General features: G+C 74.1%; 21 protein-coding genes. 3 read left to right on the forward strand and 18 right to left on the reverse strand.

The window, feature by feature from the left end; all coding sequences use genetic code 11:
- Positions 1–89: 89 nt before the first annotated feature.
- The 15 genes from AC1C2V_RS00740 to AC1C2V_RS00810 form a co-directional block, all read right to left on the reverse strand.
- A complete protein-coding gene (locus AC1C2V_RS00740) occupies positions 90–581 on the reverse strand; it encodes a DUF6113 family protein (RefSeq protein ID WP_495387662.1) in 492 nt (163 codons plus the stop codon).
- The gene (locus AC1C2V_RS00745; protein WP_495387663.1) at positions 578–1,597 is read right to left on the reverse strand and encodes a PIG-L family deacetylase; all 1,020 of its coding nucleotides are present in this window, start codon (positions 1,595–1,597) and stop codon (positions 578–580) included. The genes AC1C2V_RS00740 and AC1C2V_RS00745 overlap by 4 nt, the downstream gene beginning before the upstream one ends.
- A 2-nt stretch (positions 1,598–1,599) precedes the next feature.
- On the reverse strand, positions 1,600–3,510 hold the full coding sequence (gene typA, locus AC1C2V_RS00750; protein ID WP_495387664.1) for a translational GTPase TypA: 1,911 nt from the start codon (positions 3,508–3,510) through the stop codon (positions 1,600–1,602).
- A 55-nt stretch (positions 3,511–3,565) separates the two neighbouring features.
- On the reverse strand, positions 3,566–5,392 hold the full coding sequence (locus tag AC1C2V_RS00755) for a BCCT family transporter (protein ID WP_495387665.1): 1,827 nt from the start codon (positions 5,390–5,392) through the stop codon (positions 3,566–3,568).
- Positions 5,393–5,490: 98 nt separating this feature from the next.
- Positions 5,491–7,284 (reverse strand): dipeptide ABC transporter ATP-binding protein, encoded by a 1,794-nt coding sequence (locus AC1C2V_RS00760; RefSeq protein ID WP_495387666.1) that lies wholly within the window; start codon positions 7,282–7,284, stop codon positions 5,491–5,493.
- A complete protein-coding gene (locus AC1C2V_RS00765; protein ID WP_495387667.1) occupies positions 7,281–8,258 on the reverse strand; it encodes an ABC transporter permease in 978 nt (325 codons plus the stop codon). The genes AC1C2V_RS00760 and AC1C2V_RS00765 overlap by 4 nt, the downstream gene beginning before the upstream one ends.
- Positions 8,251–9,177 (reverse strand): ABC transporter permease, encoded by a 927-nt coding sequence (locus AC1C2V_RS00770; RefSeq protein WP_495387668.1) that lies wholly within the window; start codon positions 9,175–9,177, stop codon positions 8,251–8,253. Before AC1C2V_RS00770 ends, AC1C2V_RS00765 begins: the two co-directional genes overlap by 8 nt.
- 244 nt (positions 9,178–9,421) lie before the next feature.
- Positions 9,422–11,041 carry a peptide ABC transporter substrate-binding protein gene (locus tag AC1C2V_RS00775; protein ID WP_495387669.1) on the reverse strand — a complete coding sequence of 540 codons (1,620 nt, stop codon included), beginning with the start codon at positions 11,039–11,041 and terminating at the stop codon, positions 9,422–9,424.
- 210 nt (positions 11,042–11,251) lie between these two features.
- A complete protein-coding gene (locus AC1C2V_RS00780) occupies positions 11,252–12,013 on the reverse strand; it encodes an ABC transporter ATP-binding protein (RefSeq protein WP_495387670.1) in 762 nt (253 codons plus the stop codon).
- Positions 12,010–12,942 carry an ABC transporter ATP-binding protein gene (locus tag AC1C2V_RS00785; RefSeq protein ID WP_495387671.1) on the reverse strand — a complete coding sequence of 311 codons (933 nt, stop codon included), beginning with the start codon at positions 12,940–12,942 and terminating at the stop codon, positions 12,010–12,012. The genes AC1C2V_RS00780 and AC1C2V_RS00785 overlap by 4 nt, the downstream gene beginning before the upstream one ends.
- 11 nt (positions 12,943–12,953) lie before the next feature.
- The gene (locus tag AC1C2V_RS00790; RefSeq protein WP_495387672.1) at positions 12,954–15,707 is read right to left on the reverse strand and encodes an FtsX-like permease family protein; all 2,754 of its coding nucleotides are present in this window, start codon (positions 15,705–15,707) and stop codon (positions 12,954–12,956) included.
- Positions 15,707–18,670 (reverse strand): FtsX-like permease family protein, encoded by a 2,964-nt coding sequence (locus AC1C2V_RS00795; RefSeq protein WP_495387673.1) that lies wholly within the window; start codon positions 18,668–18,670, stop codon positions 15,707–15,709. The genes AC1C2V_RS00790 and AC1C2V_RS00795 overlap by 1 nt, the downstream gene beginning before the upstream one ends.
- Positions 18,671–18,904: 234 nt before the next feature.
- Positions 18,905–19,120, reverse strand: a complete 216-nt coding sequence (locus AC1C2V_RS00800) for a hypothetical protein (protein ID WP_495387674.1) — start codon at positions 19,118–19,120, stop codon at positions 18,905–18,907.
- A 13-nt stretch (positions 19,121–19,133) separates the two neighbouring features.
- Positions 19,134–19,943, reverse strand: a complete 810-nt coding sequence (locus AC1C2V_RS00805; RefSeq protein ID WP_495387675.1) for a GNAT family N-acetyltransferase — start codon at positions 19,941–19,943, stop codon at positions 19,134–19,136.
- A 63-nt stretch (positions 19,944–20,006) separates the two neighbouring features.
- Positions 20,007–20,729 carry a TetR/AcrR family transcriptional regulator gene (locus AC1C2V_RS00810; RefSeq protein WP_495387676.1) on the reverse strand — a complete coding sequence of 241 codons (723 nt, stop codon included), beginning with the start codon at positions 20,727–20,729 and terminating at the stop codon, positions 20,007–20,009.
- A gap of 63 nt (positions 20,730–20,792) precedes the next feature.
- On the opposite strand from AC1C2V_RS00810, the gene AC1C2V_RS00815 reads away from it, so the two are divergent.
- Complete coding sequence (locus AC1C2V_RS00815; RefSeq protein ID WP_495387677.1) at positions 20,793–21,653, forward strand: alpha/beta hydrolase; 861 nt, start codon at positions 20,793–20,795, stop codon at positions 21,651–21,653.
- Positions 21,654–21,684: 31 nt separating this feature from the next.
- On the opposite strand, the gene AC1C2V_RS00820 is transcribed toward AC1C2V_RS00815, so the two are convergent.
- On the reverse strand, positions 21,685–22,281 hold the full coding sequence (locus tag AC1C2V_RS00820) for a hypothetical protein (RefSeq protein WP_495387678.1): 597 nt from the start codon (positions 22,279–22,281) through the stop codon (positions 21,685–21,687).
- The gene (locus AC1C2V_RS00825) at positions 22,278–22,715 is read right to left on the reverse strand and encodes a GNAT family N-acetyltransferase (RefSeq protein WP_495387679.1); all 438 of its coding nucleotides are present in this window, start codon (positions 22,713–22,715) and stop codon (positions 22,278–22,280) included. The genes AC1C2V_RS00820 and AC1C2V_RS00825 overlap by 4 nt, the downstream gene beginning before the upstream one ends.
- A gap of 77 nt (positions 22,716–22,792) precedes the next feature.
- On the opposite strand from AC1C2V_RS00825, the gene AC1C2V_RS00830 reads away from it, so the two are divergent.
- Positions 22,793–23,461 (forward strand): LysE family translocator, encoded by a 669-nt coding sequence (locus AC1C2V_RS00830; RefSeq protein ID WP_495387680.1) that lies wholly within the window; start codon positions 22,793–22,795, stop codon positions 23,459–23,461.
- 20 nt (positions 23,462–23,481) lie between these two features.
- Here the strand turns inward: AC1C2V_RS00830 and AC1C2V_RS00835 are convergent, their stop codons facing one another.
- A complete protein-coding gene (locus AC1C2V_RS00835; RefSeq protein WP_495387681.1) occupies positions 23,482–24,264 on the reverse strand; it encodes a phosphatase PAP2 family protein in 783 nt (260 codons plus the stop codon).
- A gap of 501 nt (positions 24,265–24,765) precedes the next feature.
- Here AC1C2V_RS00835 and AC1C2V_RS00840 point away from each other — a divergent pair.
- The gene (locus AC1C2V_RS00840) at positions 24,766–26,334 is read left to right on the forward strand and encodes an alcohol dehydrogenase catalytic domain-containing protein (protein ID WP_495387682.1); all 1,569 of its coding nucleotides are present in this window, start codon (positions 24,766–24,768) and stop codon (positions 26,332–26,334) included.
- Positions 26,335–26,336: the final 2 nt, after the last annotated feature.

Consider the following 26,336-nt stretch of genomic DNA (forward strand, 5'->3'; position numbering starts at 1 on the left):
GCGGAAGTTCGCACAGCTTCGTCACCGGTGGCGGGCCGGCGTGCACCGGTCCCTCACACAGATGCCCGCGGCACGGGCCTCCGTGGGGCTCAGCCCTGGCTGTCGACGAACCAGGAGCGCGGCAGGAATGCCGCGACCAGGAACATCGCGACCCCGCCGTAGGTCCACACGAGCCCGACGGCCTGGGCCGGCACGAGCACGTCTCCGCCCGGCCCCGCGACGGACAGCACCTGCACCGCGACGACCCAGCCCGCGCCGGCGGCCAGCAGCGGGCCGAGCCCCGCCCACGCCCGGCAGAGCACCGCGGTCGAGAGCGTGATCGCCAGCGCCAGCACGATGCCGACCGGGAGGTCCTCCCACTGCGCCCGGTGCGCGACGGTGCCGAGGACGCCCACCACCGCGCCCAGGAGGAGGGCGAGCACCGCGCGGGCGACGGACCGCCACCAGCGGCCCGCGCGGCCCGCCGCGGGCGCCCGGCCGGGGACGGCGCCGTGATCTGCAGCGGTCGGCCCGGCCGGATCGGGCACGGCCGAGTCGGGCACGGCCGGGTCGGGCGCCGTCGAGGGCTCGGGCAGGCTCATCGCGCCGAGCCTACCGGCGCTCCCGGGGCCGGCGAGTCGTCCACCGGGGACGCCGTCGCGTCGACGACGTACCACTCGTGCGCGAGGACAGGCACGAGGACGTCGTTGCTCAGGGCGTACCACCCGAGGAGGGCAGGGTCTGCGGAAGGGTCGTCGCCGCGACCGGCCGCGACGGCGTGCTGCACCTGCGTGGCGTGCGCGTCCATGGCGGCGAGCACCCGGTCCAGCACGGGGGCGATGTCGACCGTGCGCACCGGACCGTGCGCCAGCTCCGCGTCGTGGCACGCGAGCGGCGGCAGGGGCTCGTCGGGGTCCGGGAAGGTCAGCCCGGCGCGGGCGGCGATCTGGCGGGCGTCCGGGTCGGCGGCCAGGGCCCGGCGCGCGGCCCGCAGCGCCGCGGACGGTGCGACGGACTGCCAGAACTCCGCCGACCACGGCTCGCCCGGCACGGGGGCCGCGGGGTCGGCCGCGAGCTCGAGCCCCCGCACGGTGACCTCGTGGGTCCGCACGTGGTCGGGGTGCCCGTAGCTGCCGCGGCCGTCGTAGGACGCGACGACAGCCGGCTGGTGCGCGCGCACCAGCGCCGCCAGGCGGGTGGCGGCGTCGTCGAGCGGAACCCGCGCGAACGCCGTCGGCGGCGCGTCGTCGGAGGGGCCCGCGATCCCCGGGGCCAGCCACGACATCCCCGAGTCCTCGAACCGCGTGCGGTCCGCGCCGCGGACCGGCACCGAGTCGAGGAACGCGTGCCCTATGAGAGCGGGGCCGCCGAGCGCGGCCAGCGCGGCCGCCAGCTCGGTCTCGCGGTGTGCGGCCAGCGCCGGACCGCCGCCCTCCAGGTGCGCGAGCCCGGTCGGGTGCGACGGCGTGTCGATGACCTCGCCGCGCTCCCCGCGGGTGCACGTCACGACCGTCACCGGCTCGCCCGCCGCCGCCCAGGTCGCCAGCAGCGCCCCGGTCGACAGCGTCTCGTCGTCCGGGTGCGCGTGCACGGCCAGCAGCGGCCCCGCCGGGATCATCCTCAGTCGCGCTTGGCCCGCGCCGTCGCCCGGGCACGCTCGGAGGCGCCGAGCACGACCTTGCGGATGCGCACGACCTCCGGCGTCACCTCGACGCACTCGTCCTCGCGCGCGAACTCGAGCGACTCCTCGAGCGTCAGGTGCTTCGGAGGAGTGAGGTTCTCGAACGTGTCGCTCGAGGCGGCACGCATGTTCGTGAGCTTCTTCTCCTTGGTGATGTTGACGTCCATGTCCTCGTTGCGAGCGTTCTCGCCGACGATCATGCCCTCGTAGACCTCCTGCGTGGGGTCGACGAAGAAGGTGCCGCGCTCCTGCAGGTTGATCATCGCGAACGGCGTCACCACACCGGAACGGTCCGCGACGAGCGAGCCGTTGACACGGGTCTCGATCGGCCCGTGCCACGGCTCGTAACCCTCGGCGATCGAGAACGCGATGCCCGTGCCGCGCGTGTCGGTGAGGAAGCGCGTACGGAAGCCGATGAGCCCGCGCGCCGGGACCATGAACTCCATGCGGACCCAGCCGGTGCCGTGGTTGCTCATCGTCTCCATGCGGCCCTTGCGCTGCGCGAGGAGCTGGGTGACGGCGCCGAGGTACTCCTCGGGGACGTCGATGGTCATGCGCTCCATCGGCTCGTGCCGCTTGCCGTCGATCTGCCTGGTGACGACCTGCGGCTTGCCGACCGTGAGCTCGAAGCCCTCGCGGCGCATCTGCTCGACGAGGATCGCGAGGGCCAGCTCGCCGCGGCCCTGCACCTCCCACGCGTCGGGACGCTCGGTCGGGAGCACCTTGAGCGACACGTTGCCGACGAGCTCCGCGTCGAGGCGGTCCTTGACCTGCCGGGCGGTGACCTTGTGGCCCTTGCCGCCCTTGCCCGCCAGCGGCGAGGTGTTGATGCCGACCGTCATCGAGATCGCCGGGTCGTCGACGGTGATGAGCGGCAGGGGCCGCGGGTCGTCGACGTCCGTGAGGGTCTCGCCGATCATGATGTCCGAGATGCCCGCGACAGCCACGATCTCGCCGGGGCCGGCGGACTCGGTCGGGACGCGGTCGAGCGCCTTCGTCTCGAGCAGCTCGGTGATGCGGACGCTGGACAGCGTGCCGTCGTGGCGCGCCCAGGCGACCGTCTGCCCCTTGCGGAGCGTGCCGTTGAAGATGCGCAGCAGCGCGAGGCGGCCGAGGAACGGCGACGCGTCGAGGTTGGTGACGTGGGCCTGCAGCGGCATGCTCTCGTCGTAGGTCGGCGCCGGGATCTTCTCGAGGATCGTGGCGAACAGCGGCTCGAGGTCCTCGTTCGCGGGCAGCGAGCCGTCGGCGGGCTGGTCGATCGAGGCGCGGCCGGCCTTGGCCGAGGCGTAGACGACGGGCACGTCGAGGATCGCGTCCAGGTCGAGGTCGGGGACCTCGTCGGACAGGTCGCTCGCGAGGCCGAGCAGCAGGTCGGTGGTCTCCCCCACGACCTCCGTGATGCGCGCATCGGGGCGGTCGACCTTGTTCACGACGACGATGACGGGCAGCTTCGCGGCGAGCGCCTTGCGCAGCACGAAGCGGGTCTGCGGCAGCGGGCCCTCGGACGCGTCGACGAGGAGGACGACGCCGTCGACCATCGACAGGCCGCGCTCGACCTCGCCGCCGAAGTCCGCGTGGCCCGGGGTGTCGATGACGTTGATGGTGATGCCGCCGGGCTCGCCCGTCTCGGCCGCCGACGGGCCCGAGTACCGGACCGCCGTGTTCTTCGCCAGGATCGTGATGCCCTTCTCCCGCTCGAGGTCGCCGGAGTCCATGACCCGGTCGTCCACGTGCTGGTGGGAGGAGAAGGCGCCTGCCTGGCGCAGCATGGCGTCCACGAGGGTCGTCTTGCCGTGGTCGACGTGGGCGACGATCGCCACGTTGCGCAGGTCGGAGCGCACAGACATCGAGGGTTCTCATTCCTGGAGAGGGAGGGTGCCCGCGAATCGGGCAACCTCCATCTTACCCGCCCCCGGTCCCACCATCTGTCCCGCCATCTGTCCCACCATCTGTCCCACCATCTGTCCCACCATCTGTCCCGCCGTCTGTCCCGCCCGTCGTTCCCGTCTCACCGGGCGCACACGGCTCCCGCCGTCGTGGAACCCGCAGCCGCAGCGCGCCGGGGGCCGGCGGGAGCACGTTCTCCCCACGGCCGGCGAGCGTGGTCGCCACCTTCTCGGTGACCTGCTCGGTGACTTTGTCGGTGACTTTGTCGGTGACCTTGTCGGTGACCTGCTCGGTGAACACCTGCCGTGCGGCGCGGCGCTCTGCCCGCACGATCGCCCGGTGCTCGACTCTGAGCTCCTTGACGACGGAGACACACATCGCGATCAGGACGAGCGAGAACGGCAGGGCGATGAGGATCGCCGCGGTCTGCAGCGCCTCCAGGCCGCCCGCCAGCAGCAGGGCCGCCGCGACCAGCCCTTCGAGGATCGACCAGAACAACCGGCTCCACAGCGGCGGGTTCGGGTTGCCCCCGTGGGCGAGCATGTCGACGACGAACGACCCCGAGTCCGAGGAGGTGACGAAGAAGATGACGACCAGCACGATCCCCGCGACGGCCAGCCAGGTCCCGGAGCCCGGGAGGCTGTCGAAGAGCTGGAACATCGCGGTGTCGGTGTTCACCTCGCCGGTATCCGGGTCCAGCATGCTGCCCGGGCTCGTCATCTCCTGGTGCAGGCCGGCGCCGCCGAACACGCTGAACCAGATCGTGGTGACCGCCATCGGCACCGCGAGCGTGCCGAGCACGAACTCGCGCACCGTGCGGCCCCGGGAGATGCGGGCGATGAAGACGCCGACGAACGGCGCCCACGACATCCACCAGCCCCAGTAGAAGATCGTCCAGGACGACTCCCACTCCAGCCCGGCGTCACCCCGGAACGCCAGTGTGTCGAAGGTCATCTGCACGACGTTCGCGAAGTAGTAGCCGAACGACTGCACCCAGCTGCGCAGCAGGAACAGCGTGGGGCCCAGCACCAGCACCACCGCCAGCACCGCCCCGGCGAGGACCATGTTGCCGTTCGAGAGCCATTTGATGCCCTTGGACAGGCCCGAGGCCACGGACATCGTGGCGAGCACCGTGATCACGGCGATCAGCCCGATCTGGAGCCCGGTGCTGGGCTCGACGACGTCCAGGTACCCCAGGCCGTGGGCCACCTGCAGCACGCCGAGGCCCAGCGACGTCGCGACGCCGAACACCGTGCCGATGATCGCGACCACGTCGATGACGTTGCCCAGCCACCCCTTCACCCGGTCCCCGAGGAGCGGCTCCAGCACCCACCGGATCGACACCGGCCGGCCCTTGCGGTGGATCGAGTACGCGAGCGCGAGGCCCGCCACCACGTAGATGGCCCACGCGTGGAAGCCCCAGTGCACGTACGTCTGGCCTATCGCGGCCTGGGCTAGCGCCGCGTCGTCGCCGGTGACGCCCGGCTTGGGGCTCACGAAGTGGGACAACGGCTCCGAGACGCCGTAGTAGACCAGGCCGATGCCCATGCCCGTGGCGAAGAGCATCGAGAACCACACGGGGAGCTTGAAGTCCGGCTCCTCGTCGTCCGGTCCCAGCACGATGTCGCCGAACCGGCTCAGGCCCATCCAGATCGCGAAGATCACGAACCCGGCGACGAGGATCACGTAGTACCAGCCGAAGGCGCCGACGACCTCGCCCTGCAGCGTGCTCATCACGGCGTCGGTGGCGTCGGCGGCGAACACGGCGACCAGCACGAACAGCAGGATGATCCCTGCTGCCGGATAGAAGACCCCGCGGGCCAGCGTCGACGCCCCTGCCATGGGGATCACACTGGCCCCCCGGTGCGGGGTCGGCAAACGGAGCACGACGGGGCCGGCGGACGATCAGATCGTCTGCCGGCCCCGTCGGGGGTGCGCGGTCAGCCCGCGATCGCGGCGCCCTCCAGCCCGGCACCGGGGATGGCGGCGAGCAGGTCGCGCGTGTACTGCTGGCGCGGGTTGTCGAAGACCTCGTCGGTCGAGGCCTGCTCCACGACCTTGCCCGTCTGCATCACGACGACGGAGTCGGCGATCTGGCGGACCACCGCGAGGTCGTGGGTGATGAACAGGTACGACAGCCCCAGCTCGTCCTGCAGGTTGCCCAGCAGGTCGAGGATCTGTGCCTGGACCAGCACGTCGAGCGCCGAGACGGCCTCGTCGAGCACGATCACCTCGGGCCGCAACGCGAGCGCGCGCGCGATCGCGATGCGCTGACGCTGCCCGCCCGACAGCTCGTTGGGGAACCGGCGCATCGCCGACTGCGGCAGCGAGACGAGGTCGAGCAGCTCGCGCACCCGGAGCTCGCGCTCCTTATTGGTCCCCACGCGGTGGAGCCGCAGCGGCTCCTCGATCGAACGGAAGATCGAGTACGTCGGGTCCAGCGACCCGTAGGGGTTCTGGAAGACCGGCTGGATGCGCCGGCGGAAGGCGAACAGCTCCTTGGGGGAGAGCCCCGCGATGTCCGTGCCGTCGAACTCGACGACGCCCGACGTGGGCTCGAGCAGGCCGAGCACCAGGTTGGCCGCCGTGGACTTGCCGGAGCCCGACTCCCCCACCAGCGCGAGCGTGTGCCCGCGCTTGAGGGTGAAGCTCACGTCGTCGACGGCGGTGAAGTCCGTCGAGGTCCCCGGCCGGCCGCCACGGATGCTGAACACCTTGGTGAGGTTGCGCACCGCGACGATGTCCCGTGCCTTGGCCTTGGCCACCCCGGCGTTCACCGCGGCGAGGGACACCGTGGCGTCGAGGTCGGGAGCCAGCAGCTCGCCCGACTCCTGGCCGCGCTCGTGCGCCACCTGGATGCGGCGGGACGCGAGCGACGGCGCCGAGGCGACGAGTCGCTTGGTGTACGGGTGCTGCGGGTCGGCCAGGATCTGTCGGGCCGGCCCGGACTCCACCACGCGGCCCTTGAACATCACCACGAGGTGCTCGGCGCGCTCGGCGGCCAGGCCCAGGTCGTGGGTGATGAACAGGACGGCGGTGCCGAGCTCTCGCGTCAGCACCTCGAGGTGGTCGAGGATCTGCCGCTGCACCGTGACGTCGAGGGCCGACGTCGGCTCGTCCGCGATGAGCAGCTTGGGCCGCGAGGCCAGGCCGATCGCGATGAGCGAGCGCTGCCGCATGCCGCCGGAGAACTCGTGCGGGTACTGGCGCGCACGCCGCGCCGCGTCCGGAAGGCCGGCCTCCTCGAGCAGGCCCGTCACGCGGTCCTTGCGCTCGCGCCGGCCGCCCTGGAAGCCGTTGGCCTTGAGCGCCTCCTCGATCTGGGTGCCGATACGCCACACCGGGTTGAGGTTGGACATCGGGTCCTGCGGCACGAGGCCGATGTCCTTGCCGCGCATCGCCTCGATCTCCGCGCGTGGCAGGCCGACGATCTCCCGACCGTCGAACTTGATGCTGCCGCCGGTGACCTTGCCCGTGCCGGGCAGGAGGTCGATGACGGCGTGCGCCGTGGTCGACTTGCCCGAGCCGGACTCGCCGACGATGGCGACCGACTGCCCCGGGTACACCGAGATGTCGGCGCCGCGCACGGCGTGCACCACGCCCTCGGAGGTGGTGAACGACACCTCGAGGTCGCGGATCTCGAGCAGGGGCTTGTCGGTGCCCGCCTCGTAGCTCGTGCCGGAGACCTGACCGGAAGGCCGGATGCCATCCGTCACTGGGAACTGTGTCGTCATCGCTTCCGTGCCTTCGGGTCGAGGGCGTCGCGCACGACGTCGCCCATCATGATGAAGCCGAGCACCGTGAGGGCCAGGCCGCCGGCCGGGTAGAAGAGGATCTGCGGCGCCTGGCGGATCGACGCCTGCGCCTGGGCGATGTCCCCGCCCCACGAGACGGTGCTGGGCGGCAGGCCGATGCCGAGGAAGCTCAGCGTCGCCTCGGCCACGATGAACGTTCCCAGCGCCACCGTGGCGTACACGATGATCGGCGCGGCTGAGTTCGGCAGCACGTGCTTGACGAGGATCCCGCCGCGGCTCTGGCCCAGGGACTGGGCCGCGGTGACGAACTCGTTGTTCTTCACCGACATGACCGTGCCGCGCGTGATGCGGGCGATCGACGTCCAGCCGAACGACGCGAGCACCAGGGCGACCGTGAAGCTCGTGCGGTTGGTCGTGACGGACATGATGACGATGGCGGCGAGCACCAGCGGGATCGCGAAGAAGATGTCCGTGATGCGGGAGAGGATCGCGTCGAACCAGCCGCCGTAGTACCCGGCGACCGCGCCCATGATCGTGCCGATGATCACGACCATCGCCGTGGACAGGACGCCGACGAGCACGGAGGCCCGCGCGCCGTAGAGCGTGCGCGCGAAGATGTCGCAGCCCTGTCGGTCGAAGCCGAACGGGTGGCCCGGCTCGGGCCCGCCGAGGGACTTGGGCAGCTCGCACTCGAAGCGCGGGTGCACGTCGGTGAACCAGCCCGGGAACGCGGCGACGGTCACGACCAGCAGGATGATCGCGGCGGCGATCCAGAACATCGGGCGGCGGCGCATGTCCCGCCAGGCGTCGCGCCACAGGCTCGAGGGCTTCTCGTCGGACTTGACGGCGTCGACGGCGCCGAGGCCGCCCTCGTCCAGCTCGGCGGCGAAGTGCTCCTGCCCCGGGCGGGGTCGGCGCCCGCCGGGCACCGTGTCGTATCGGTTCTCAGGCATAACGGATCCTCGGGTCGAGGGCGGCGTAGAGGAGGTCGACGAGCAGGTTCGCCGCGATGTAGACCAGCACCAGCACCGTCGTCAGCGAGACCACGGTGATGCTCTCGCCACGGATGATCGACTGGTAGAGCGTGCCCCCGACGCCCTGGATGTTGAAGATTCCCTCGGTGACGATCGCGCCACCCATGAGGTTGCCGAGGTCGGCGCCGAGGAACGTCACGACGGGGATGAGCGAGTTGCGCAGCACGTGCCGACCGGTCACCTGTGTCCGGTTCAGGCCCTTGGCCCGCGCGGTCCGCACGTAGTCGGCGCTGAGGTTGTCCGCCACCGACGTGCGGGTCAGCCGGATCACGTACGCGAACGACGTGGCGGCGAGCACTATCGCCGGCAGCAGCAGGGTGTAGAAGTTCGGATCTCGGCCCACCGTCACGGGGAACCAGCCGAGCTTCACGCCCATCACGAACTGCAGCACGAAGCCGATGACGAACGTCGGCACCGAGATCACGAGCAGGCTGAGCACCAGGACGCTGCCGTCGAACCAGCCGCCCTTGCGCATGCCCGCGATGAGGCCGAACACGATGCCGAAGACGGCCTCGATGACCAGCGCCATGATGGCGAGCTGGAACGTGACGGGCAGCGCCTCCGCGATCACGTCCAGGATCTCGCGGCCGCGGAAGTCGACGCCGAAGTCGAGGGTGAAGACACCCTTGAGGAAGAGCAGGTACTGGACGATGAACGGCTCGTCCAGGTTGTACTGCTGACGGATCTGTTCCTGCACGGCCTCGGGGAGACCGCGCTCCCCGCCCAGGCCGGCCACGGGGTCACCGGGCCGTAGGAACACGAGCGCGTAGAGCAGGAGGGTCGCCCCCAGGAACACAGGAATCACCTGCAGGAGCCTGCGTCCGAGATACCAGAGCATGCGTGTTTTCTCCTCGTTCGCTCCGGGGTTCCCCGGGCTACGGGTCGTTGTCCGGCCGTCTCTGCCCGGACAGGTGCGGGGGCGGAGCGTGCGTCGTCGGCACGCCCCGCCCCCCTTTCAGTCGGGAGGCCGTCGGCGACGGTACAGGACGCGGACGGCACGCTCCGAATCGATCGATCGGCCCGGGGCGGGCCGGGCATGCGCCCTGCCCGCCCTGGGCCGGTCGATCAGGGTCGACCGGGTGTCACTCGGCCTTCGTGACCTGGTAGAGCAGCGGGTCGCTGTCCCAGCCGAAGACGACGTTCTCGACGTCCTCGCCGTAGCCGGCGGTCACGTTCTGGTACCAGAGCGGGATACCCGGGAGGTCCTGGAACAGGATCGTCTGGGCCTCCTTGAAGTGGGTGATCGCCTGCTCGGGGTCGGAGGCACCGTTCGCCTCCTTGAGCTTGGCGTCGAACTCCTTGCTCGAGTAACCCATGTCGTTCGAGCCGGCGCCCGTGCCGTAGATCGGCCCGAGGAAGTTACCCATGGACGGGTAGTCGGCCTGCCAGCCACCGCGGAAGAGGCCGGTGAGCGTCTCGTTGTCACGCGCGTCGAGGAACTCGTCGAACGTGGGGAACGGGGCGAACTCGCAGTCGACGCCGAGGGTGCTGCGGACGTTGTTGCAGACCGCGTCCACCCAGGTCTGGTGGTCGGAGTCGGCGTTCGAGGCGATCGTGACGGGCTTGTCGCCCCACTTCTCGATGCCCTCGGCCTCGGCCCAGAGCTTCTTGGCCTCGTCGGGGTTGTACTCGAGCACCTCGTTGCCCTCGACCTCGTCGGAATGGCCCGCGATCACCGGGGAGCTGAAGTCCTTGGCAGGCGTGCGCGAGCCGTTGTAGATCGTCTCGGTGATCTGGTCGCGGTCGATGGCCATCGAGATGGCCTGGCGGCGCAGGTGGCCCGCCTCGCCGCCGTACTCCGGCAGGTACTCGGGCACGTTGACGACCTGGATGACCGCCGACGCCTGGTTGACCGCGCGGTCGCCCAGCTCGTCCTCGAACGTCGCGAAGGCGGACGACGGGACGTTGGTGACGATGTCGAGGTTGCCCGACAGGAGGTCGTTGTACGCCGTGTCCTCCTGGGTGTACGCGATCAGGTCGATGCCGCCGTTCTGGGGCGCCCGCTCACCCTTGTAGTCCTCGTTGGGGACCAGCGAGATCTGCGAGTTGTGCTCCCACGAGTCCAGCTTGTACGGGCCGTTGCCGACCGGCGTCTCGCCGAAGGCCTCCGGGTCGTCGAGGAACGACTCCGGCACCGGCATGAACGCCGCGTACCCGAGGCGCGTCTTGAAATCCGACTCCGGCTGCTTGAGCTTGACCGTGAACTCGGTGTCGCTGACGGCGGTGAGACCGGTGAGCTCGGCGCTCTTCTCGCCGTTGTAGCCCTCGATCGGCTCGAAGAAGTACGAGAGGTTCTGCGCGTTCTCGAGGTCCGCGCCGTACGTCCACGCGTCGATGAAGCTCTGCGAGGTGACGGGGGTGCCGTCCGTGAACTTCCAGCCGTCCTGGATGGTGATCGTCCAGGTCTGCTGGTCGTCCGACTCGATGGACTCCGCCATCTCGTTGTGCACGATGCCGTCGGCGTCGTAGTACACCAGGCCGGAGAACAGGTTGTTGATGACCTTGGACCCGTAGGTCTCGTTGGTCATCGTGGGGATGAGCGGGTTCTGGGGCTCGCCGTTGCTGACGGTCACGATGCCGGTGCTGGGACCGTCGCCCGTGGCTTCGGGGTCGTCGCCGGAACCGCCACCGCACGCGGACAGCAGCAGGGCCGAGGCGAGGGTGAAGGCCCCGATGCCTGCTAGACGTCGTCGAGGTGTCACGTGTCCTCCTGAGTAAGGGTCGCTCACCGGCGGGGGTCAGCCCTCGGTGAGGTGCATGCGCGTGTGCGCGCGCACTGCACTGTGCGCCGGTGAGCCTAGTCACGTCTGGGCCCCGGCTCATACCCTTGATCCCATTTGCGCCCGGAACCGTGACCATTCCGGTATCTCCGCGCAACCTCCGAGACACTCGGTCCCACGCCGCGGGCACCCTCAGACGGCGGCCAGCCGCCCGTCGCGCAGCACCAGGACCCGGTCGGCCATCGCGACGAGCTCGGGGTCGTGCGTCGTGACGACGGCGGCCACCCCGCGGGAGTGCACCAGGTCGCGGACCAGGACCATCACGCGCGCGGCGGTGCCCGAGTCGAGCTGACCGGTCGGCTCGTCGGCGAGCAGCACGCGCGGCCGGGCGACCAGCGCGCGCGCCACGCCCACCCGCTGCTGCTGACCGCCGGAGAGCTCGTACGGCCGCTGGTCGGCGTGCTCGGCGAGCCCCACGGCCGCGAGCGCCTCCGCGACGCGTTCCGCACGCTCCGCCGGGTCGACCCGCGCCAGCCGCAACGGCACCTCCACGTTCTCCGCCGCGGACAGCACGGGCACCAGGCCGAAGGACTGGAAGACGAAGCCGATCTCGGTGCGGCGCACGGCGTGCAGCTCCGCCTCGCCCAGCGTGCCGAGCTCGCGCTCACCGGCGCGCGCCCCGGAGCCCGTCCCCCCGTCCGACCCCGAGCCAGCCGCCCGCGGGTCGGCCCCCAGGTGCACGGTGCCCGACGACGGCCGGTCGAGACCGCCGAGCACGTGCAGCAGCGTGGACTTCCCGGAGCCGGACGGGCCGACCACCACGACCAGCTCCCCGGCGCCCACCTCGATCGACACGTCCGCGAGGGCGCTCACCTCGCCCGCCCCCGTGCCGAAGACCCGCGAGACGCCGTCGGCGCGCAGCACCGTCGTCGTGACATCCGTCGTGCCGCTCATCGCCCCTGCCTCCCGTCCGGCCGGACCTCGACCCGGTCCTCCTCGAGCGCCAACCGCACCCGGTCGCGCAGGTCGAGCGCGCTGACGAAGTCGGGTGGCAGCTGCAGGCGGCCCACGCGGTCGAGCACCGCGAACTCCTCCGCCACGTGGTGCTGCGTGCCGTGCTCGTCGACCTCCACACGCCGCAGCACCTCCGTCGAGGTGCGCCCGTCGCGGATCTGCACGGTCCGCGCGACGTGCTCCGACACGGTGGGGTCGTGCGTGACGATCAGCGTCGTCACCCCGGTCTCGGCGTTCACCGACCGCAGGGCCTCGAGCACCTCGACGCTCGTCGCCTCGTCCAGCTCACCCGTGGGCTCGTCGGCCAGGAGCACGCGGGGAGAGCCCGCCACGGCCACCGCGATCGCGACGCGCTGCTGCTGGCCGCCGGACATCTGTCCCGGGCGGCGGTCGGCGACCGCGCCGACGTCGAGCATCTCCAGCAGCTCGGCGACGCGCGCCCCGCGGCTCGCCCCGGCGTCGGACCGCGAGATCTCCAACGGCAGCCGCACATTCTCCGCGGCCGTGAGGTAGGGCAGCAGGTTGCGGGCGGTCTGCTGCCACACGAACCCGACCGTCGACCGCTGGTAGCGCACCCGGTCCGCGCGGGCCATCGCCAGCAGGTCGGTGCCCGCCACGACCACCGAGCCCGCCGTCGGCACGTCCATGCCGGACAGGATGTTGAGCAGGGTCGACTTGCCCGAGCCGGACGCCCCGACGACGGCGACCAGGTCGCCGCGCCGCACGCTGAGGTCCAGTCCCTGCAGCGCCTGCACCTCGATCCCGTCCGTCGCGAAGATCCGGACCAGACCGCGGCACCGGATCTCCTCGCCCGGCTCGCCGGTCCCGTCGACCGCGGGCTCCGGCGCCCGCTCCTCTGTCACCACCATGTCGTCCTCCCTCATTCCGCTGCCTCTCGCAGCCGCTCCGTCGAGGCGGAGCGCCGCCCGACGACCGCGGCGACGCCCGCCCCGACCGCCACGGTCACGACGAACCCGACCACGCCGACCGCGACCAGCACCGGGCTCATCGACAGGCCCGGCTGCGGGCCGCCGCCGGTCAGCGACGTCAGGTCCACGCGGGCGCGCAGCAGCGCGGGCACGACCACCCCGACCAGCGCGCCGACGAGCAGCGCGGCCAGCGACCACGGCCCGACCTCCCACGCGACCAGCGCGCGGGACTCCGCACGCCGGATCCCCATCGACCGCAGCACGCTCAGCAGCCGCTCCCGGTCGGGGGCGGCCAGCACCAGGGTGATCGCCACCGTGAGCACGATCAGCACGGCGGCCAGCACCACGGCCACGGTGGCCCCGGTGGTGATCCCGCTCGCCGCGGGCGCGTCGAGCAGGTCGTCCGTCGTCGTGGCGAGGTCGTCCACCGTGGCCCCCGGCACCAGGTCCCGCACGGCCGCCGCGACCCGGGCCGGGTCGGAGTCCGGCGCGAGCGCGACCAGCGCGGTGCGCGGCTCGACCTCCTCGCCGAAGGCCGCCACGAGGGCCTCCCGGTCCACCAGCACGGCCGCCGTCGCGCCGCCCAGGCCGGGCAGGGAACCGGCCGTGCCCGTCACGTCGACGTCGAGGGTGCGGTCCACGATCTGCAGGGTGGCCTCGTCGGCGCCCAGGGCGAGGCCGTCGACGAACTGCGTCACGACCGGCAGCGCCCCGTCCTCACCGGGCGCTTCCTCCGGTCCGGCCAGGGCCGCGACGCCCCGCGGCGCGTCCGGGACGTCGGCCTGGACCGCCGCCAGCGCCGCGGCGTCCACCGCGACGACCTGGACGGGACGGCCGCGGCCGTCCGACCCGGTCAGCCTGCCGCCTTCGGCGAGCCGCGACACCGTCGCCACCCCGGTGACGCCGTCCACGCGGCGCAGGTCCGCCGCCGTCTCGGGCGTCACGACCAGGCCCGTGACACGCAGGTCGGCGCCGAGCTCCACGTGCGCCTGCCGCGCGACGCCGGCGTCCACCGTGGACAGGAGCACGGCCGACGACGCCCCGACGGACACCGCGAGCACCAGGGCCAGCGCCGGCACGACGCCGCCGGCGGGTGACCGGGTGGCCCGTGCCGCACCGAGGAACGGGACCAGGTCCCGCCGGCGGGCCGCCAGGCGTTCGAGCCCGCGCGCGAGCACCGGCAGCACGCGGACGGCGAGCACGGCCGCCGCGGCCGCGACGAGCAGCGGCGTCGCCGCCAGCAGGGGGTCGACGCCGCCCGACCCGGCCCCGGCGACCAGGCCGCGGCGCAGCAGCAGCAGGACCGCCAGGACCGCGAGGCCCACCACCGCCAGCTCCGTCGTGCGGCGCCAGCGGTTCACCTTCCCGGCCGCGAGGTCCTGCCGCTGCACCCGCAGGGTGCGCGGCACGGTCACGGCCGCGGCCGCCAGGGCTGGCGCGAGCGCCGCCGCGCCCGCGATCAGGAGCTGGGTCCCCGTGACGTCCCCGGGCCATGCGAGGAGGCCGAGCAGCACGCCCACGACGGCGGCAGGCACGCTCACCACCAGCCCTTCCGTCGCCGTCAGCAGCCGGAGCTGCGTCCCGGTGGCCCCGCGCGCGAGCAGCACCGCGAGCGCCGAGCGCCGGCGCTCGACGACGAGCCGCGCGGCCAGCACGGTCACCGCGACGAGCGCGCCCAGGGGCCCCACCACGAGCACCGCGAGGACGGCGTCCGTCCCCGCCCGGTCCCGCACCACCTGGTCGAGCACGTCGGCCAGCTGGGTGCGCGCCTGCAGCCGCACGGGATCGCCCGGCACGATTTCGAGGGAGTCGTGGGTCAGTCCCCGCACCTGGGCGGCGAGCTCGACCACGTCGTCCGACCTCAGGTCGGTGGTCGACACCGGGTACCAGAGGCGGGTCGTCCTCCCCCGCATCGTGACGGAGCCGATCATCGCCGGGTCGACGTAGGCGGCTGCGGTGGCGATGTTGCCGACCTCCGGGTCCGGCACCACCTGGGCCTGGCGGCCGAACGGCTGGTGGTACCAGGCGGTCGCCCCCGGCGCGACCGGCTCGGTGAGCCCGACCACGCGCAGCGGCGGGTGCTTCCACTCCTCGACGGCATAGACGCCGCCGACCTCCCACCCGAGCGTGTGCGCGACGTCGCGCGTCACGACCACCTGCACCGGTTCGTCCCCCTCGGCGCCGTTGACGCCGGCGGTGATCTCGGTGGCCTCCGGCCAGCTGCCCTCGACGAGCCGCGCGTCCTGCCCGAGGCGCGCCGACGCCCGCAGCACCACCTGCGGCACGTCGACGTCGTTGCCGGGCACCACCTCCGTCACGACGGGGTCGGTCGACGAGACGGCGAACGACGGGTCGCCGAGCACGCCGCGCAGCGGCTGCGGCCGCGCGTCGCGCAGGCCCACCATCGCGTCGAGGAACTCGTCCCAGGCCGGCTCGTCGGGGACACCCGGGTGGGGGTCGAGGACGGTGAGGGCACTGGCCTCGAGCGCCGGGTCCCCGTCGGGCACGTCGCCGGCGAGGGAGACGGCGTCGCGCAGCAGGGGCGTGAGGTTCTCGGTGGCGTAGGACACCTGCCGCGCGCGCATCTCCCCGATCGCCCGTGTGGCCGCGGTGCCGGCGGCCGCGGCGAGGAGGGTGACGAGCGCGAGGACGAGGGCGGTGCCCCATCCGGTCCGCAGGTGGCGGCGCAGCAGCAGCCGGAACATCAGCGCACCTCCTCGCGGTAGGTGCCGTCCTGTGCCTGGGCCACGACCTGCGCCCGCACGGCGAGCGCGAGCCCCGCCAGCCCGCCCAGGAGCACCATGCCGGGGACGAGGGCGGCCCACTGCGAGAGGGCGGTCACCGCGGGCGGGACCACGGCGAACCCGGTGAGCGTGGCCTCGGCGAGGCCCGGCACCGTCGCGGCCGCCAGCGCCAGCCCCGCCGCCGCTCCGGCCACCGCCGCGGCGGCGGTCACGACCACCAGCTCGAGGGCCCGCCCGTTCCCCTGCGCGCGCGGGGGCATCCCGACGGCGCGGAGCACCGCGACCTCGGCCCGGCGCTCCCGCAGCGTGCTCACGGTGACGGCCGCGACCCCGACGAGCGCGAGCAGCACCGCCGCCAGCGCGGCCACGCCGAATGCCTGCCGCACGGGCGCCGCGGCGTCGGACCGGCCGCCCCCGGCCGACGTCGTCACCTGCACGTCGTCCGCGGCCGCGGCCTGCCGGGCGGCCTCCGCCAGCCGCCCGAGCGCGGAGTCGGAGTCGGCCCCCTCCGCGGCGCGGACCCACACCTCGGAGGCCTCGGGGACGGTGGAGGTGAGCCGCAGGAAGGCGGCCTGCAGGTCGCCGAGCCCGACCATCGCCGCGGCGGTCTGCTGCGCCCCCGGGACGGCGTCCACGACGTCGGCGACCTCGACGGTGAGGCGACGCGACCCCACCGGGATCTCGGCCTGCTCGCCCACGTCGAGGTCGAGCAGGTCGGCCAGGGGCCGGGAGACGACGGCAGGCACCGCCTCGCGCGCGATGCCCGCGGCGATCATCCGGAACGCCGACGGCCCCGCCTCGCTGGTCCGCAACGCGAGGCTCATCCCGTCCCCGCGCGCGCCCCAGACGGCCTGCACGACCGGGTCGCTCGACGCCGGCGCCCAGCCGGCGTTCGCCACGTCGACCTGCTCGGCCCCGTCGTCGGTGGTGGCCACGAGCTCGTCGACGTGGAGCCGGAGGGCCGTCTCCCAGGCGGACGAACCCTCGGGCACCGCGTCGAGGGCGAGCACGCGCCAGGATGCGTCGTCCCGCAGCGACTCAGCCGCCGCGGACGGGACGTCCACCGTCAGCTCGTGGGTGCTCTCCTGCGGGCCGATCGGGTTCGCACCGTCGCCGTCGCCGTCCAGGTCGATGTCGAACGCGCCCACCTCGACGGGGACGAGCCGGCCGTCGGCGCCGCCGAGCCAGAGCCGCACCCGCACCTGTCCCGCCTCGAGGCCCTGCAGCGCGCCCTTGAGCCTGGCGGAGCCGCTTGCCTCCCGCGCGAGTTCCGCCCGGGTCATGGGCTCACCGAGGGCGGAGGTGCCGCCAAGCGCGGCGTCGACGACGAAGAACCGGCCGGAGACGCGCATCGTGACCTCGCTGGTCGTGGCCGGCAGCACGGGCGTGTCCTCGAACGGGTCGGCGCCCGCCAGCGCGGACCGGAGCCGCTGCGCGCCGCCCGTGCTCGCCGGCGTGAGGGCCACGTCCTCGATGCGGTCCACGGGCAGGCCCGTCACGGACAGCTCGCGCTGGTCGACCGTGCCGCCGAGCACGAGCGCCGGAGCGACGGCGGCCGCACCGCGCAGGGACGCGAACGACGCCAGCGGCCCGGGCGCCTCGCCGTTCGCCACGACGCGCACGTCGCTGCCGGTGGCGAGGCCGGTGGCGTCCGCGCGGACCTGCTGGGCCGTGCCCGTGTAGGCGGCCGAGAGGGCGAGGCTCCCGGCGGCGAGGACGACCAGGACCACGGGGACCGCCGTGACCGCCAGCCGGCGCGCGACCTGCCGTGCGGCCAGCACCCGCGTGTCGGTGCGGCGCGCGGCGAGCGTCGCCCAGCCGCGCGACAGCGGGCCGAGCAGCGCGACCGCCACAACGGCCGCGGCCGCGAGGACGAGGGCCGGCGCCGCGGCCGCCGCCGGGTCGGTCTGGCCACCCTGCGGCGTCGGCACCAGCGGTGAGCCGTATCGCCGCAGCAGCCACGTCGTCACCCCGGCCGCGGCGACGACGAGCACGACGGTGCCCCACGCCGCCGCCTGCCGCCCCCGCCCCGAGGCGTCCGCAGGCCGCAGCGAGGCCGCGGCGCGCGCCTGCGCACCGCTCACCGCGCCGAGCACCAGGACGGCGACCACCGCCGTGACCACTGCGGCCGGCGCGACCGCGGCGGCCAGGCGCCCGCCCGCTCCCGCCCCGGCGACCGCGCCCTGGGCGACGAGCACGACGGCCGCGACCCCGACCCCGACGACCGCGCCGACAAGCGCGACCGCGCACGCCTCGAGGGCCGCCGCCAGCGTGACCTGGCCGGGCGAGGCACCCCGGGAGACGAGGAGGCGCACCTCGCCCTCCCGGGAGCCGGCGAGCAACCGCGCGACCTGCGTGACCGCGACCGCGCCGGCGAGTGCGAGCAACAGCATCGGGACCAGCGTGACGGCCGACGCCGCGCCCACGGCCGCCACCGTGTCGGACGCGCGCTCGCCCAGGTCTCCCGTCACCGTGCCGCCCCGCACCGCGACTGCTTCGTCGCCGAGCACGGTCTCCAGGAGCTCGTCGGAGCCCGCCGCCAGGACCTTCAGGTCGGCGACGCGGCTCGCCGCGACGTCCGGGGTGAGCGTCCAGCGGACGAACGGGTCGTCCGAGTCGTCGTCGGGCACCTCCTGCCGCACGACGTCGTAGCTGGCGCCGGCGAAGAGCTGGCCGAGGTGCCGGCGCAGCGCCTCGTCCTGCGCGGCGGCGTCCTCGGGCGGCGCGAGCCGCGTGGTCACCTCGACCACGCCCGGCGCGCCGCCCCGGGTGAGCCCGTCCTGCACGATCTGTGCCTCGGCCGCCCGCACGGTGCCGGCCGTCGTGCCGAGCGCCGCCGAGACGGTGGCGACCAGCAGCGCCACGAGGAGCAGCAGACCCCGGTGCGCGGACGAACGCCGCACGAGCAGCCGCGCGCGGCTCACCGGCGTGCCCCCACGAGCGGCCTGAGCGCCTCGCTCACGTGCCCTCCTGCGTCCCGGCCCGGGGTCCACCCCCGGTGCCATCCTGCGGGCGCCGCCCGCAACGGTGCGGGCGGCAATGACGGACCCTAGTCCCCCCACGGCCCGCCGCGCTCCCCTTGTCACCAGGGCGCAAAGAGCGCTTGCCACGGGGCGTCATCGGGGAGGGAGGCGCCTGCCGCCCGTCTCGTACACCGGTCACGGCCGGTGCTCGCGACGCTCGTTGCCGCGGCGGTAGTTGCCGGTCGCGCGCGCCAGCAGCTCCTGGTCGGTCGCGGGGTCCTGGCCGAGCAGCGCGACCAGCCGGGCGGCGCGCGCGCCCGAGACGGTGACGACCAACCGACCACCCCGGCTCACCAGGACCTTGCCGTCCTTGGTGACGCGGTGGTCGAAGGGATCGTCGTCGAGTCCCACGGGCCCGCCCCGTCTACTGGCGCCAGATGTACGGCGTCGTGGTGGAGACCTTGACCAGGCCCGAGCGCTCCAGGATGGGCCGGGAGAACTCGGTGGAGTCGCTGTGCATGTACGTCTTGCCCCGCGCGAGGGCGGAGCGCGCCCGGGCGGCGGTCAGCGCGCGGTAGATGCCGCGGCCCCGCCACTCGGGGCGGGTCGACCCGCCCCAGAGCCCGGCGAACGCCGTGTCGGCCACCGGCTCGAGCCGGCCGGCGCTGACGACCTGCCCGTCCGCCTCGGCGACCCAGAGCTCCATGTCCGGGTCGATCGCCTGGCGGCGCAGCAGCGCGTCCGCGATTCCGGAGGTCGCGGGGTCGTCGCCGAAGACTTCGTCCGCCATCGCGGTCATCGCGCGCACGTCCGCCTCCGCCGTCACACGGCGCAGGGTCACGCCGTCGGGCAGAGGGACGTCGACGGCCAGCGCGGCCACCTCGCCGATCATGACCGACTCCGTCTCGTCGGGCTCGAAGCCGTGGTCGAGGAGCGCCTCGTGCAGCCCCGGCGCGACGTCGTGGCCACGGGTCTTCCACTCCGCGCGGGTGATCTCGGGGTCCGCGCAGAAGTGCGCGAGCGCCGACGCGACGAAGCCGCGGATCGTCGCGGCGTCCGCCCCATCGAGGTCGCGGTAGGTGACGAACCCCCGGCCGCCGGCGAAGGTCACGAGCCGGAGCGGGCCGAGGCATGTCACCGAGACGGCGCTCGGCGTCTCCGCGTCGGTGCGGAGCTGGTCGTCGTAGGCGGCGAGGAGGAGGGCGGCGTCCAGGGCCGCGGCGGGTGCGTTCACGGCCGCAACCCTTCCAGAGCCGCGCGCGCCGGGCAACGGTTTTCGCCAGGGCGCATCGAGGGGTCAGGACGTTTCGACGCCCCGGCACAGCGCGTCGACCACGTGCCGCACCGCGGCGCGGGGCGCGTCCCGCCAGTCCCCGTCGACCTGCGGGGCGAGGGCGACCGACCACGGGTACCGCCGCTCGAGGTCCGGCACGAGCCGGCGGGTCGCCGCGGCGCGCTCCAGCCAGGCCTGCGCCCCGGCCGCGTCCAGCCGCCGGTGCGCGGCGGCGGTCTGCGCCGAGGCCCGCACCACGGCGTACAGGGCTGTGACGACGGCCGCGCGCGCCTCGGTCGCCACGTCCCACCGGGCGAGGACGTCGAGCAGCCGCTCGAGCCAGTCCTGCTGGCGCGGCCCGCCCGGCGCCTCGGACCACGACAGCTCCGTGAGCCAGGGGTGGCGCAGGTAGAGGTCGAAGAGGCGCCCGGCCCAGGCGTCGAGGTCCGCGGCGAGGTCGGGGCCCGGGTCCGCCCAGCCGGGCAGCGCGGACGCGTGGTCCTCCGCGAGCGCCAGCAGCTGGCCCTTGGTGCCGACGTACGGGTACAGGCCCATGGCGCTGAGCCCCAGCCGCGTCGCGACGGCCCGCGTGGACAGCCCGTCGAGCCCGTCCGCGTCGGCGACGGCCACGGTGGCGTCGAGGACGGCGTCCAGGTCGAGGCGGCGCCGCGGGCCTCGCCGGGGTGCCGACGGCGCCACGCCACGGTGCCGCCACAGCCGGCGCACATGCTCCTCGGTCTCGCTCATCGCCGCGATCCTCTCATTCGCTTACAGTGTACGTAGTTTATTCCCCCATCCCGAAGAGCCCGGATGCCCACCGCACGACTGCACGACGGGACGACGATCGAGGCGACCGTCCTCGGGGAGGGCCCGGCGGTGCTGCTCCCGGTCCGGACCGCCCCGCTGGACGGCCCCCAGGCCGACGCGATGCGAGCCTGGGGCGCCGACCCGGACCTCGGTCGCACGCTCGCGACCAGGCTGTCCGACGCCGGCTTCCGCGTCGTCGCCGCCGACTACGAGGGGCACCGCGCAGCCCACCCCGCCCCCGACAGCCTCACTGCCGACGCGCTGGCCGCGGACCTGCTGGCCGTCGCCGACGCCGCCGGCACGGACCGGTTCGCGTACTACGGCTACTCGTGGCTCGCCCTCGCCGGGCTGCAGCTCGCACTGCGCACCGACCGCCTCACGGGGCTGGCCATGGGCGGGTACCCGCCGCTCGACGGCCCGTACGACGCGATGCTCGCGGTCACCCGCGCCGCGCACCGCCTGGCGCTCGCCCACCGCGACGCGCCGCCGTCCGACGCGACGACCGAGCCCGCGACGACCGAGCCGGGCGACTGGGACTCCGTCGAGATGACGCAGCCGCCCGAGCTGACGCAGCAGTACCTCACCCTCTACGAGTCCCTCGCGGGGTTCGACGACCGGGTGTCCCTCGGGCTCGCCCTCCCGCGCCTGGTCGTCGTCGGCGCGGACGATGACATCACCTACGGCCCCGGCTGGGGCGACGTCGAGGTGGTCATCGCCGGGGCCGTGACCGGCCGGCGTGCCGAGCTCGAGGCCGCCGGATGGAGCGTCGAGGTGCTGCCCGGCAAGGACCACCTGTCGGCCATGCAGGCCGACGCCGTGCTCCCGGTGCTGCTGCCGTGGCTGACGGAGCACCTCGCGCGATGACCCGCGAGGGGGCCGGCCGGTGAGCGCGGCCTCAGCGCGGGGCGAGGTCGTCGTCCGACCACAGCGCCGCCGCGGCGTGCCCCGCCAGCAGCTTGGGGTAGTACGCCCAGGCGAACCAGGGCGCGGTCCGCGAGGGGCCCAGCAGCCCGTCGAGCGCGAGCCCGCCGGCGGTCAGGGCCACCCCGAGCGGGCGCCGACGGGCCGGGTGGCGCCGGATCGCGACCGTCGCGGCCACCATGAAGGCGTAGTGGGCGGCGGCCCAGGCCGCGGGTTGGACCCGGCGCCCCGCGCCCCGACCCGAGGGCCCCGCGTCCAGCCACGCCACCGCGGCCGGGTGCCCGTGCAGCGCGGCGAAGGAGTAGTGCTCGGCGTCCCCCTGCCCCGGGCGCTCGTACCAGCGGGCGCACGCGCGCGTGTTGTTGACGTAGACGCCGCCCGCGAGGTCCACCGCCAGCAGGCACGCGACCACCGCGCGCTTCGTGTCGGCACCGCGTGCCCGCGCCACGACCGGCGCCGCGACGGCCCCGGCCACCGTCGTGACGACCGTCAGCACGTGGTTCGCCCGCGTGGCCTCCGGGCCGACGAACTCGCCCCACGCGCGGCGCAGCGCCGCCGTGACCTCCGTCATCGGCCCCCCTCGGCCAGGTTCTCCCAGACCACGAACACGGAGTCCCGGTCGACCTCGGCGCCGAGCGAACGATAGGTCGCGAGCGCCGCGACGTTGTCCGCCTCGGTGCCGGTCCACATCCCGCGGCAGCCGCGGGAGACCGCGAGGTCCCGCAGCGACCCGAGCAGGGCGGTGGCCACGCCGCGGCGCCGCCACGCCTCGTCCACGCCCAGCTCATAGACGAACATCTCCGGCTCCTTGTCCGGGTGCCGCATCTCCACCCCGGAGACGAAGCCGATCCCGAGCCCGTCCGGGGCGCGCGCGAGCAGCACGACGTGCCCGGGCCGGCCCAGCGCGTCGGCCGCGCCCCGGGGCGAGACCGGCGCGTCGAAGAGGTGCGACGCCGCGACCAGCTCGGCCGGGTCCGTGACCTGCGCGATCGTCCAGCCGGCCATGCCCGCCATCGTCACCCGGATCGCGCACCGGGGCGAACGGATGTCACGGACAGCCGGCGCCCGCCCTCCTCACCACCATGACCACGCAGGCGATGGAGAGCGTGACCGCGCTGCTGCCGGTCGCCCCGGCGCTGCTGGGCTTCCTGGGAGCCTCGCTCGCGACGCTGGCCGTTCCGGGACCGTCGGTCGTGTACGTCGTCGCGCGCAGCACCGTCCAAGGCCGGCGGGCGGGCCTCTGGTCGATGGCGGGGCTCGAGACCGGCGCCGCGCTGCACGTGGTCGCGGCGGCCGCCGGGCTGGCCGCCCTGCTGGCGCGGTCCCCCGCCCTGTTCGACGCGGTCCGCTGGGCGGGCGCCGCCTACCTGGTGTGGCTGGGGGTGCGGGAGCTGCGCACGGCCCGCGCCCAGCCCGCGACGGCGGACGACGGCGCCGCTAAGGCTGTGCCCCGGCCCTGGCGGCTCTTCGCCGACGGCGTGCTCGTGGACGTGCTCAACCCGAAGACCGCGCTGTTCTTCCTCGCGTTCCTGCCCCAGTTCGTGCGGCCGGGGCACGGCGCGGTCGCCGCGCAGCTCGCCGTCCTGGGGGCGGTGTTCGTGGTGCTGGCCACTCTCGTGGACAGCACCTACGCCGTCCTCGCCGACCGGATGTCGGGTCGGCTGCGTGGGTCGGAGCGAGCCCGCCGGCGCCTGGGCCGCGCGACCGGCGGCGTGTACCTGGCCCTGGCCGGGGTGGCCGTCGTCGTGTAAGCACGGACAGCGGGCGTGAGCTAGCCGTGCTGACCCGGGACAGAGTCGACGACGCGACTCGCCGAGCGGCGGCGCCACCCGCGCCGGTCGGCCACGACCAGCAGGCGCAGCAGGAGGCCGCCCACGAGCAGGCCGCCCACGAGGTCCGAGATCCAGTGCCACCCGAGGTAGTACGACACCGCCACCGCGTTCAGCGCGACGACGCCCACCGCGAGCCGCAGGGTGCGCAGGGTGCGCGGCGACGCCGTGGTCCACCGGCTCACGAGGTACACCGCCGCGCCGTAGACGAGCACGGCCTCGGCCGCATGGCCCGACGGGAAGCTGATCCCGCTCCACCCCAGGGCGCGCAGGCCGCCGCCGAACAGGTCGGCGTCGTCGGTCGTCGGCGCGGGGCGGGCGAGCACCACCTTGAGCAGCCCCACTCCCCCGTAGAACGCCAGCTCGGCGGCGGCCGCGCAGCCCAGCGGCCGCCACGTGCGGTGGCGCCACGACAGCGTGCCGGCGACGACGACGAGCACGGGCAGGCAGACCGCCTGCCCGGCGATCGGGTCGAGCACGTGCTGGATGAACGGCTGCAGCCCCGGGGTGAGCCGGGCCACCCAGTACTGGTGGGCGGCCTCGTCGACGCCCCGGAACGGGCCGGCGGCCAGCAGCGTCACGCCGAGCAGCGCCAGGAACAGCACCGGCACCGACGTCAGCCGTGCCCAGGGCAGCGTCGCCGGTCGCGGGCTCGCGCCGCCTCCCGCCGCGCTGCGCGGTCGGCCGAGATCACGCGCGGGTGGGGAGGGAGCCTGGAGCAACATCGGCCCCAATGTAGGCAGCGACGCGCGGGATCGTTCACCCGTTCCGCCCTTCCCCCGGCCCATCGGGCGCACGCCCCGCGTCCCCCGCAGGAGGCGCAAAGGCTCTGACCTGCCCCGATATCCGGCGGGAGAGCGGACCGGGTCAGTGGTGTGGCGTGCGGCACCGGCACGCGGCCGGGGCGCGTCAGCCGCGCGGCGTCGACTCCTCCACGAGCCAGGCGTTGTGCACCCTTTCAGCAGCCGGGCCATGTAGCCGGTGCGGACAGGCGGCCGCCTCCTCGAAGCGATGCCGATGTGAATTGCCATTAACAAGCTCCGTGACTTCCGGCGCGGGCGCTGCCAGACTCGGGGCGATGCCGTGGCCCCTGTGGCGCGACATCCTCCGACGACGCACGAGGGAGAGGCACCGATGTCCGACCTGGCCCCGAGGGCGATCCCCGCACCTGCACCACCGCGCTTCACCCCTCTGCGCTCCCCCCGGCCCGGACGATGACGGCGGCCGTGGCCGCCCTGGTTCACGAACCCGGCGGACCCGTGGCGCTCTCGGACGTCACGATGAGCGAGCCCGGCGACGGCGAGATCCTGGTCCGCATCCTCGCTTCCGGTGTGTGCCCCACCGATCTCTTCGGCATCGCCGGCAGGGCCGGCGACCGCTTCCCGGCGGTGTTCGGGCACGAGGGCGCCGGCGTCGTGGAGGCGGTCGGGCCCGGCGTCGACTCGCTCCGGCCCGGCGATCGCGTGGTGCTGAGCTTCGACTCGTGCGGAGGCTGCGCGTCGTGCGCGGACGGGCACCCCGCCTATTGCGAGCGGTTCGCGGACCTCAACTACCGGTCGCGGGCGGGAGCCGTCGTCGACGGCGTCCCGGCGACCACCGGCTGGATGGCGCAGTCGTCCTGGGCGACGCACGCACTGGCGCGCGCCACCAACGCCGTCCGCATCGGCGACGACGTGCCCTGGGAGGTGGCGGCGCCGCTCGGCTGCGGGATCCTCACCGGCGCGGGCACGGTGCTCCGCGTGCTGGCTCCCGGACCGGACGACACCCTGCTCGTGATCGGAGCGGGCACGACCGGTCTCGCCGCCGTCATGGCGGCGAAGCACCGCGGCGTGCGGCGCATCGTGGTCAGCGACCCCGCGGCCGACCGGCGGGCCCTGGCGCTCGAGCTCGGTGCGACCGAGGCGCACACGCCGGACGATGTACCGGCACGCACCCTCGCGGCGACGCACGCGCTCGACACCGTCGGGCGGCAGGAGACGGTGGACCTCGGTCTGGCCGCGCTGGCCCCCCGAGGGGTCTGCGCCACGGTGGCGCTGCACGCCGGAGCCAACCGGATCACGGTGTCGCAGACGCAGGTGCTCTGGGGCCGCACCCTGACGGGCGTCATCGAGGGCGATGCCGACGTGGCCCGGGACATCCCGACGCTCGTGGCGCTCTGGCGCGCCGGCCGGCTGCCGGTCGAGCGGCTGGTGCGCACGTACCCGTTCGCCGACGTCGCGACGGCGATCGACGACGTGCGCGCGGGGCGCGCGATCAAGCCGGTGCTGCGGATGGGCGACCCCGGCGTCTCCCCCACGCCGCTCCGCGGCGATCTGATCGACCTGCTGCGGGACGGCAGGATCCCCGCGCGCGACCTCCCCGGGCTCTGGCGCTCGCTGCCGCCCGTGGGGACCGCCGAGCTGCGCGGGCTCTGGCGAGGGTTCGGCGTCAGCACCGGGCATCGCACCCAGGCGCTGCTGACCCGCAGCCACTGGTTCGGCAAGCTCTTCCGCGCCGACGACGACGTGCTCCCGCTCGTGTGCGAGGGCCCGGACGGCATGCTCGTCGGCCAGGAGAGGCTCGCCCGCGGAGGCGCGACGTTGCGGACGGTCGAGCACGACGGCATCCGCACGGCGTCGATGGTCTACGACGGGCAGCCGATCATCGACCACTTCACCCGGGTGTCCGACGACGCCGTCCTCGGTGTGATGACCGGGCGGGAGGCCGCCGACCACGGCGACCTCTACTACTTCGCCCTCGAGCGGGTCGCCGACCGCGACGTCGACGTCCAGGAGGCCCCGCCCCGTCGCGCCTGAGG

This window comes from Isoptericola sp. Y541, assembly GCF_059445465.1.

Bases quoted from the DNA above. Each gene is read 5' to 3' on its own strand.
- AC1C2V_RS00740 (WP_495387662.1), bottom strand. From the start codon at position 581: ATGAGCCTGCCCGAGCCCTCGACGGCGCCCGACCCGGCCGTGCCCGAC.
- AC1C2V_RS00745 (WP_495387663.1), bottom strand. From the start codon at position 1,597: ATGATCCCGGCGGGGCCGCTGCTGGCCGTGCACGCGCACCCGGACGAC.
- typA (WP_495387664.1), bottom strand. From the start codon at position 3,510: ATGTCTGTGCGCTCCGACCTGCGCAACGTGGCGATCGTCGCCCACGTC.
- AC1C2V_RS00755 (WP_495387665.1), bottom strand. From the start codon at position 5,392: ATGGCAGGGGCGTCGACGCTGGCCCGCGGGGTCTTCTATCCGGCAGCA.
- AC1C2V_RS00760 (WP_495387666.1), bottom strand. From the start codon at position 7,284: ATGACGACACAGTTCCCAGTGACGGATGGCATCCGGCCTTCCGGTCAG.
- AC1C2V_RS00765 (WP_495387667.1), bottom strand. From the start codon at position 8,258: ATGCCTGAGAACCGATACGACACGGTGCCCGGCGGGCGCCGACCCCGC.
- AC1C2V_RS00770 (WP_495387668.1), bottom strand. From the start codon at position 9,177: ATGCTCTGGTATCTCGGACGCAGGCTCCTGCAGGTGATTCCTGTGTTC.
- AC1C2V_RS00780 (WP_495387670.1), bottom strand. From the start codon at position 12,013: ATGAGCGGCACGACGGATGTCACGACGACGGTGCTGCGCGCCGACGGC.
- AC1C2V_RS00785 (WP_495387671.1), bottom strand. From the start codon at position 12,942: ATGGTGGTGACAGAGGAGCGGGCGCCGGAGCCCGCGGTCGACGGGACC.
- AC1C2V_RS00790 (WP_495387672.1), bottom strand. From the start codon at position 15,707: ATGTTCCGGCTGCTGCTGCGCCGCCACCTGCGGACCGGATGGGGCACC.
- AC1C2V_RS00810 (WP_495387676.1), bottom strand. From the start codon at position 20,729: ATGAGCGAGACCGAGGAGCATGTGCGCCGGCTGTGGCGGCACCGTGGC.
- AC1C2V_RS00815 (WP_495387677.1), top strand. From the start codon at position 20,793: ATGCCCACCGCACGACTGCACGACGGGACGACGATCGAGGCGACCGTC.
- AC1C2V_RS00820 (WP_495387678.1), bottom strand. From the start codon at position 22,281: ATGACGGAGGTCACGGCGGCGCTGCGCCGCGCGTGGGGCGAGTTCGTC.
- AC1C2V_RS00825 (WP_495387679.1), bottom strand. From the start codon at position 22,715: ATGGCCGGCTGGACGATCGCGCAGGTCACGGACCCGGCCGAGCTGGTC.
- AC1C2V_RS00830 (WP_495387680.1), top strand. From the start codon at position 22,793: ATGACCACGCAGGCGATGGAGAGCGTGACCGCGCTGCTGCCGGTCGCC.
- AC1C2V_RS00835 (WP_495387681.1), bottom strand. From the start codon at position 24,264: ATGTTGCTCCAGGCTCCCTCCCCACCCGCGCGTGATCTCGGCCGACCG.